Raw genomic sequence first — 7,857 nt, forward strand, 5'->3', positions numbered from 1 at the left:
CGGCGCTGGCCGCCTCCGTGTGCATCGCGCTGTCCGGCATGTTGATCGCCGAGCTGAAGGGCCTGGACGTTGCGGAGGTCGCGGCCCAAACCACCGAAAATGCGAAGCGGCTGTTTCGCCTGGAGTGAGCGCATGCGCATCGGCATCCTGTTATTCGACGGCGCGGAGGAGCTGGACGTCTTCGGTCCCTACGAGGCCTTGAGCGCCGCGCGGCGCCTGGGAGCGGGCTTCGAGGTGGGGCTCGGCACGATGACCCCGCGCGAGCGCGTCACCCTGGCCTTCGGGACGCGGGTGGAATCGCCGGACTTGCTCGAGCCGCGAGCGGGCGACTGGCTGATCGTTCCGGGCGGGGGCTGGTTGGACGGCGCCGGTCCCGGGGCGCGGGCGGAGTTTCAAAAAGGGGAGATCCCCAAAAAATTGGCGGAGTGGCGCGGCCGGGGCGTCTGCGTGGCCTCGGTCTGCACCGGCGCCCTGCTGCTCGCGGCGGCGGGGATCAGCGTCGACCGGGTCGCGACGACCCATCACGGCGCCGAGGCGGACCTCCGCGCCACCGGCACCTTGGTGGTGAAGGCAAGGGTGGTCGACGACGGAGACTTGATCACCGCGGGCGGGGTGAGCTCCGGGATCGACCTGGGGCTGTGGCTCGTCGAGCGCCTCGCCGGTCCGGAGCTCGCGCGGCGGCTGAGAGAATATTTGGAATATCCCTTGCCCGCCGAGGTCCACTTCGGGCCGCAGGCGGGGCGGTCGCGTTGATTCCATATTGTTGACAAGGCTTGGCGTAGGCCAGGTCGCATCAAGCGGTAAATCATTGGATTGCGAGGCGTCATGAAGAATCTCGATTACATTCCCGTCCTCGATGCCAAGACCGTCCAGGTCGTCGCCTGCGTCATCGAGCGCGGCGGGGAATTTCTCATCACCAAGCGGCTCAAGACCTCGCACCTGGGCCACTGCTGGGAATTCCCCGGCGGGAAGCTCGAGCCCGGCGAAAGCCTGGCGGACTGTGCGATGCGCGAGTGCAAGGAAGAGCTCAATGTCGAGGTGCGGCCCCTGAGGTTGCTCCAGGAGGTCTCCCACGCCTATCCTGAAAAGAGCGTCCATCTCTATTTCGTGCTTTGCGACCTGGTCGGGGGGACTCCGAAGGCCCTCGAGTGCGCCGAGTGGCGCTGGGTGCACCCTCGACAATTCTCGCTATTCGAGTTTCCCGAGGCGGACAAGAAAATCATCGCCGAATTCGTGCGCGAGGCACGGTGAGGCGTTCGCCAAAGCCGTCGACGCGATGCTGGCGATGGAGATGGGAATAACCTTTGATACGCGAACGACTCGCAAAAATCGCGAAACGACTCAGAGTCGTATTGCTGGGCGCCGCCATGGCGACTCTGGCGACGTTGCTGCTTCAGTTCAACTATGACTTGCCCCCGTGGGCCAATGTCGCGATCCAGGCGCTGTGTCAGGTCTTAATCGGTTTGTTCGTCGTTCAGACGGGGCTGTTTTTCGTTTTGAAAGGGCGCGCGGTCCTGCAAAGTCCCGAATTGATCGTGCGTCTGGTGGTTTTGGGTGGTTTGGCGATCACTCACGGACAGCCGCGCTTAGGGGCCGGGCTCGTCATTCTCGAAAGGCTCGTTCGCAGCCTTCAAATCTTCCTTAAAAAGGACATTGTCCAGAATTTTTTCGATCGCTTGAGGACGCAACCGGCGCTCCTGTTGGCCTCGAGCTTTTCCGTAGTGATCGCCGTGGGTTCGGTCCTGCTTTCCCTGCCCATTTCAACCGTCGGAAGGCGCATACATTTCTTGGACGCCCTCTTCACCGCCACCTCGGCCACTTGCGTAACGGGACTCGCTGTCCAAGATACGGGAACTTATTTCACGGCCTTCGGCCAAGGCGTCATCCTCGCCCTAATTCAGGTCGGAGGATTGGGCATCATGACCATGTCCACCTCCCTGGCGCTGATCATGGGTAGAAAACTCAGCATCCGCGAGCGGCTGTTCATCCAGAACGTCATGGAAGAGAGCGATTACGGGGAGTTTTCCCGAACCCTCAAGAACATCGTCAAAATGGCCCTCTTGATCGAGGGCATCGGCGCGGCCGTTCTAACGGCCCGGTGGTATCTCGACTTTCGGGATTTCGGCAAGGCCCTCTATATGGGCGTGTTTCACGCGGTGAGCGCTTTTTGCAACGCCGGCTTCTCCCTGATGAGCGACAACCTCGTCGCTTACCAAAGCGACCCCACGGTCAACCTCACGGTGAGCTTGCTGATTATCGCGGGCGGACTGGGCTTCGCCGTGATTTACGGGCTTTACGGGTTGTGGGGCATGGGCAGGCCGAGGCACCTTAACTTGCACTTGAAAATGACATTGACGGTTACGGCGGTCCTGCTGTTGGGAGGCATGGTCTTCATTTTTCTCGCGGAATATTCCCATTCCCTGTTGGGCATGTCTTTGGGCGACAAGCTCTGGGTTTCGTGGTTTCAAACGGTGACTTTGCGCACCGCGGGATTCAACACGATCGATATAGCGAGTTTTTCGACGCCGACCCTCTGCTTGTGCATGGTCTGGATGTTCATCGGCGGTTCGCCCGGCTCCACCGCCGGTGGCGTCAAAACCACCACCATCGGCGTCCTGATCGTCACGGTGCGTTCCATGTTGCTGGGTCGGGAGCAGGTCGAGACCTTCGGTCGTCAAATTCCATGGGATATCGTCAGAAAGAGCATCTCCATAACGTTCATCGCCTTTGCGATTCTTACGATCGGGACGATCGCGCTCGCCTTGACCGAGCCTTTTTCCCTCCAGGAAATTCTTTTCGAAACGGTGTCGGCAATGGGTACCGTCGGTCTAACTCTGGGAATTACGCCAAAATTGACAGCTTTCGGAAAAGTCGCCATAACGGTTTTGATGTTCATCGGACGCATCGGGCCGCTGACAATCGCTTTCTTAATCGGAACGGGCAAGACGGTGCGCGGCTTCAAGATGCCGACGGGAAAGATCGTGGTGGGTTGATAATTATGACTCAGATCGCCGTCATCGGTTTAGGCAGCTTCGGCTACAAAATAGCGACCAGCCTTTCGGCGATGGGAGTCGAAGTCATCGCCATCGACAATAAGGCCGAATTGGTCGACAACATCAAAGACCGCGTCCATCACGCCGTCGTCGCGGATTCCACCGACGAGCGCGTCCTCCGTTCCGTCGGCATGTCCGAGATCGACGCCGCCGTGAACGCGATCGGGGAAAACATCGAAGTCAGCATCATGACCACGGTGGTTTTGAGGCGGTTGGGCGTGGGCAAGATCATCGCCCGCGCCGTGTCGCCGATCCACGCGGAGGTGCTCCAAGAAATCGGCGCCAGCCGGGTCGTTCAGATCGAGGAGCAGATGGGCGAGCAGATCGCCCGCAGCCTGGTCACATCCAACGTTTTCCAGCACATCGCCTTCCCCAGCGGCTATTCCCTGGTGGAGATGGAGACCCCCAAGGGCTTCATCGGAAAAACCCTGGGAGAGCTCAACTTGAGGAAGCTTTACGGCGTGCTCTGCGTCGCCTTGCAGCGTAAGGTTCCCACGATCGACGACAAAGGTTATTCCAGGCTTAAGACGGACATATTTCCGGCGCCGGATCCCAACGCTCGTATCCTCGAGAAGGACATCCTGGTCCTGGTCGGCGCGGAAAGCGGCATTCGGGAACTCTTGGAGGGATGGTGAAGATCTCTTCGGTTGCCAACAGAATCCAGCTTTCCTTCGCGGCGGCAGTGTTCATCGTCCTTCTTATCGGCTTTCTGTCCTTTTACTACCTCAACCAACTTAACCGCGGCTTGGAACGCATCGTTGAAAGGGATATACGGGCCGCGCGACTCACCGAGGAGATCAAGAATTCCTTGTTCGACGTCTATCAGCAAGAACGCCTCCTGCCCGTCGGGGAGATCCCACCCGCGCAACTTGAGAAAATGCGCTCTTTGCTTCTGTCTCTCCCGGATTTGGTCCGAGAGGCCAAAACGCTGTCCAGCAAGGAGGCAAACATCGCGCGCTACGACGAAATGACGAGATTGGCGACGGAGTCCCTCGAATTCCTCGACGAAATCTCGCGTTCCACCGACTTGGTCGACCGCCGGGAGCGGTTGCGGAGAAACCTGGGGAGCTTCGTGGCCCTCAGCCGTGAGGCGCTGCAGGCGAGATACCAAGATCTCGATAAGCACCAATTGGAGTTGGATCGACTCAGTAGCAACGCTCAACGCAACATGATCATCGTCATGTTGGTCCTGCTGGTCTCGGCTGTCGGGTTGGGCTTCGTCGCCCCAAGAATTGTCAGCAATCCTTTCAAGAAAATGGCCCGCGCGATCGAGCAGGTCCAGGCCGGCAACCTGGAGGCGAGGATTCCGGTCGAGACGGACGACGAGCTCGGCGAAATCGCGGTGGCGCTCAACAAGATGCTGGGCGACATTCGAACTTTCGACCAAATGAAGATTCGGCGGATCGCCTTCGAGCGGCGCCGTTTCGAGACCTTGGCCAATATGGTGGATTACGGCGTGATTCTCCTGAAGCGCGAGGGCGAGGTGGAATTCATCAACTCGCAGCTCTATGTGCTCTTCAACCTTCCGTCCCACGAGGTCGAGGGAAAGAAGTTGGAGGATGTCCCTCTGCCTCAAGAGATCAAGGAATTATGCGAAGAATGCCTTCTCGATATGCGGAAGGTCGAGGGGAGGGAGATTGCGATGGCGCTTTCCGACCGAGAAGGAGGGGAAGTCAACCTCGCTCTGGTCGTCGATGCCGCGATGGTGCGCGCCCATGACGGCCGGGTCGTTAACATCATCCTGACGCTCGAGGAAAAATCCGAGTCCGGCAGACGCTTTCTGGTGCGGCACGCAGGAATTCCCTCGGATGCCGAAGAGGCCTGAAGGCGGGGCCTCGAGGCCCTCAAACCCCCAGAATAGGAAATTTTTCTCCAGCCACGCGAAGGTAGAAGCCGCGCGCCGCCGGGTCGTAGTCGATGTGCCTGGCGAGCTCGAGGTAGGGCTTGCGGTCGAAGCGGGCCTCGAAGGTCCCCTCGCGGGCCCGGCAATAGAAGATGTTGTCCTTGCCGACATGAAGGGTCTTCGGATCGAGGCGCTCGCGATAGTCGCCCTGAAAAATAAGGTCGATGTGGTCAGGATGGATTTCCAGGCCTCGGACCACGTAGACCGTGTCCTCCGGCTCGAAGTAGCACTCCTCGCCCTGGCAGAGGGCGAAGTAGCGACCGTCGGGGAGGCGCTCCATCTTGCGCATGAAGAAGTTCAGGATATTGGGATCCTCGAAAACGCTCCCGTCGTGCCAGAGATTCCCCTCGGCGTCGAGCCGGTAGTGCCAAACCCTCGCTTGTGGGTCGTCCCGGTTCATGTTTTATTATTTTCCACGAAAATGACGCAGGTCGCCAGATGAAAGATTCGGAGCTCCAATTCGGTGAGGATTACTATTTTAACGAGGACGGCTTCATGGTCTTCACCGCGGCCTACCTCTTGAAGCGCGGCTACTGCTGCCAAAGCGGCTGCCGGCATTGTCCCTACGGATTTCGACCGGAAGAAAAATCCCAAAAGGAATAGGGCCCTCGCTTCGCCCCTGGGCGCGAAGGTCGCAGCCCCGGCGCTGGAAGGGCTACTCTCCCTTCCGGGAAATATCGAGTCGACAAAGGCCGATCCAGGCTCCAGAATACGCCGAACCTTATCTTCGTTTTCGGGAGGAGACATGAGCCTATCCAGTTCCGACGCGCCGCTCGAGGCGGGTGCCCCCTCGCAAGATTCCGGCCGTTCGCTCAAGCCCTGGATCTTCCTCGGCTGCGGCTGCCTTACCCTCTTTGTCCTCTTGATCGCGGGCATCGTCGGCTTCGTCTTCTACCAGATCAAGGACTCCGAGGCCGGGCGCCTGACCGAGCGGACGCTGCGCGAGAGCCCCGCCGCCCGCGAGGCCTTGGGAGAGATCCGCGACACCGGTTGGCCGATCGGCAGCGTCTCGGTGGAAGGGGGCGGCTCCGGCAAGGCCAGCCTCTCGATGTCGGTGGAGGGGAACAAGGCCGAGGGAAAATACTATGCGACCTTGCTTCGCGAGAACGGCCGTTGGAGCGTGATCTCGGGACGCCTGGAGCTGAACGACGGGAGGTCGATCCCGCTGGAAGGCTCAGCCGCGGCGCCCGCGGCGCCTGTGACGCCGGAGGCCCCGGTGGCCGCGGGCCCGCCCGCGAGCGGCGGGCAGGCGCTGAGGTCCGACCGCGCCGCCGTCGCGGCCTGGACGCCCGTCGCCTGGCCCGACCAAGCGATCCGCTTGGAGGTCCCGGCGGATTGGGAGCAGGTCGAGCTCGCCAAGCGCTCCCTGGAATTCCGCCCCAAGGACCGCAAGGCCTATTTCCACGGCAACCTCGTCTACTTCGACCAAAAGATCCCCTTCGGTCCCATCATGGAAGCGCTCCTCACCAAGGCCGCTGCGCAGCTGAAGCGCGAGGAGATCCTGGGCTACGCGCGCAAGGACATCGGCCCGGCGCAGGGGATCCTGCAGCTCGAGCGGCGGGGCGACGGCCATACGACGGCGGTGTGGAACGGCTACTTCGACACGCCGGAATTCGGCACGGTGTCCGTCACCCTCCTGCTGGGCGCCCCCACCCCGGAGGACTTCCAGCGCTACGAGCCGGCCCTCGGGGCCATCCTGGATTCGATCCGCTTTCATTGAGGATTCGCGAGATGCCGGAGGTGCCCTCAGACCAATTTCGTCTCGATGGAGATCTCCGAGCGCAGCGTCAAGGCGACGGGACAGCGCTCCGCGATGAGCAAGAGGCGCTGGCGCTGCTCCTCGCTTAAGTCGCCCTCGAGCCGGATCTCCCGCTGGATGCGGTCGATCTTCCCCGTCTGCGTCTCGCAGTTCTTGCAGTCCTGGGCGTGGACCTTGTCGTGCTTGAGCCGGACCTGGACGCCGCTCAGCTTCCAGGCCTTCCGGTCCGCGTACATTCGCAGCGTCATCGAGGTGCAGGCCCCGAGCGCCGCCAGCAGCAGGTCGTAGGGATTGGGCCCCGTGTCCGTGCCGCCCAGGTCGAGCGGCTCATCGGCCAGGAGGCGGTGGCCCCCGGCCGTGATCTGCTGGTTGAAGCCGCTCGGCCCGCCCACCACCAGGACTTCCCTCAATTCACTCATGATTTTCGCTCCTTGTCTTTTTGGGAAGGGGCCTCATCTACTCTTAAGTTACGGACCGACGCTCGACCTTCCCGATTCAGGCATTTTCCGGTAATTTGGGGATAGAGGATAAGCGATGAAGGACACGGTTCCAACCAAGTATTGGCACAAGCTGGAGGACGGGCGCATCCAGTGCGACACCTGCCCGCGCTTCTGCCGCCTGCACGAGGGGCAGCGGGGCCTTTGCTTCGTGCGGATGCGCCAGGACGACCAGATCGTCCTGACCACCTACGGGCGCTCCAGCGGCTACTGCATCGACCCCATCGAGAAGAAGCCGCTCAACCACTTCTTGCCGGGCACGCCGGTCCTGAGCTTCGGCACCGCGGGCTGTAACCTGGGCTGCCGCTTCTGCCAAAACTGGGACATCAGCAAGTCGCGGGAGATCGACACCCTCTCCGACGTGGCCTCGCCCGAGCTGATCGCACGGGTGGCCGAGGAGCTGGGCTGCAAGAGCGTCGCCTTCACCTACAATGATCCCGTCATCTTCATGGAGTACGCCATCGACGTGGCCCAGGCCTGCCGCGAGCGGGGCATCAAGGCCGTCGCGGTGACGGCGGGCGAGATCTGCCCCGAGCCGCGGGAGGAATTCTACCGTTACATGGACGCGGCCAACGTCGACTTGAAGGCCTTCACCGAGCGCTTCTACGAAAAGATCTGCAGCGGGAAACTGCAGCCGGTCCTGGA

At 61.2% G+C, this 7,857-nt stretch carries 9 protein-coding genes; 7 read left to right on the top strand and 2 right to left on the bottom strand.

The window, feature by feature from the left end:
- Positions 1 to 132 precede the first annotated feature (132 nt).
- The 5 genes from FBR05_13635 to FBR05_13655 all read left to right on the top strand — a co-directional run bounded on the left by FBR05_13635 (position 133) and on the right by FBR05_13655 (position 4,878).
- Positions 133 to 753 (top strand): DJ-1/PfpI family protein, encoded by a 621-nt coding sequence (locus FBR05_13635; GenBank protein MDL1873218.1) that lies wholly within the window; start codon positions 133 to 135, stop codon positions 751 to 753.
- A gap of 72 nt (positions 754 to 825) precedes the next feature.
- The gene (locus tag FBR05_13640) at positions 826 to 1,251 is read left to right on the top strand and encodes a (deoxy)nucleoside triphosphate pyrophosphohydrolase (protein ID MDL1873219.1); all 426 of its coding nucleotides are present in this window, start codon (positions 826 to 828) and stop codon (positions 1,249 to 1,251) included.
- A gap of 53 nt (positions 1,252 to 1,304) precedes the next feature.
- The gene (locus tag FBR05_13645) at positions 1,305 to 2,993 is read left to right on the top strand and encodes a hypothetical protein (GenBank protein ID MDL1873220.1); all 1,689 of its coding nucleotides are present in this window, start codon (positions 1,305 to 1,307) and stop codon (positions 2,991 to 2,993) included.
- A gap of 5 nt (positions 2,994 to 2,998) precedes the next feature.
- Positions 2,999 to 3,688: a TrkA family potassium uptake protein gene (locus tag FBR05_13650; GenBank protein ID MDL1873221.1), complete on the top strand. Its 690-nt coding sequence runs from the start codon at positions 2,999 to 3,001 to the stop codon at positions 3,686 to 3,688.
- The gene (locus FBR05_13655; protein ID MDL1873222.1) at positions 3,682 to 4,878 is read left to right on the top strand and encodes a HAMP domain-containing protein; all 1,197 of its coding nucleotides are present in this window, start codon (positions 3,682 to 3,684) and stop codon (positions 4,876 to 4,878) included. The genes FBR05_13650 and FBR05_13655 overlap by 7 nt, the downstream gene beginning before the upstream one ends.
- Positions 4,879 to 4,897: 19 nt before the next feature.
- Here FBR05_13655 and FBR05_13660 read toward each other — a convergent pair whose 3' ends face one another.
- A complete protein-coding gene (locus FBR05_13660) occupies positions 4,898 to 5,356 on the bottom strand; it encodes a hypothetical protein (GenBank protein ID MDL1873223.1) in 459 nt (152 codons plus the stop codon).
- A 345-nt stretch (positions 5,357 to 5,701) separates the two neighbouring features.
- Between FBR05_13660 and FBR05_13665 the strand changes: the two genes are divergently transcribed.
- Complete coding sequence (locus FBR05_13665) at positions 5,702 to 6,676, top strand: hypothetical protein (protein ID MDL1873224.1); 975 nt, start codon at positions 5,702 to 5,704, stop codon at positions 6,674 to 6,676.
- Between the two features lie 26 nt (positions 6,677 to 6,702).
- Here FBR05_13665 and FBR05_13670 read toward each other — a convergent pair whose 3' ends face one another.
- Positions 6,703 to 7,134, bottom strand: coding sequence for an OsmC family protein (locus FBR05_13670; GenBank protein MDL1873225.1), 432 nt, complete (start codon positions 7,132 to 7,134; stop codon positions 6,703 to 6,705).
- Positions 7,135 to 7,249: 115 nt separating this feature from the next.
- On the opposite strand from FBR05_13670, the gene amrS reads away from it, so the two are divergent.
- Positions 7,250 to 7,857 (top strand): AmmeMemoRadiSam system radical SAM enzyme (gene amrS, locus FBR05_13675; protein MDL1873226.1); only part of this gene is annotated, 608 nt, incomplete at its 3' end.

The organism is Deltaproteobacteria bacterium PRO3 (assembly GCA_030263375.1).
Classification (GTDB): Bacteria; UBA10199; UBA10199; order DSSB01; family DSSB01; genus DSSB01.

Coding starts and splice junctions, on each gene's coding strand:
- FBR05_13635 (MDL1873218.1), top strand. CDS start 133: ATGCGCATCGGCATCCTGTTATTCGACGGCGCGGAGGAGCTGGACGTC.
- FBR05_13640 (MDL1873219.1), top strand. CDS start 826: ATGAAGAATCTCGATTACATTCCCGTCCTCGATGCCAAGACCGTCCAG.
- FBR05_13650 (MDL1873221.1), top strand. CDS start 2,999: ATGACTCAGATCGCCGTCATCGGTTTAGGCAGCTTCGGCTACAAAATA.
- FBR05_13655 (MDL1873222.1), top strand. CDS start 3,682: ATGGTGAAGATCTCTTCGGTTGCCAACAGAATCCAGCTTTCCTTCGCG.
- FBR05_13660 (MDL1873223.1), bottom strand. CDS start 5,356: ATGAACCGGGACGACCCACAAGCGAGGGTTTGGCACTACCGGCTCGAC.
- FBR05_13665 (MDL1873224.1), top strand. CDS start 5,702: ATGAGCCTATCCAGTTCCGACGCGCCGCTCGAGGCGGGTGCCCCCTCG.
- FBR05_13670 (MDL1873225.1), bottom strand. CDS start 7,134: ATGAGTGAATTGAGGGAAGTCCTGGTGGTGGGCGGGCCGAGCGGCTTC.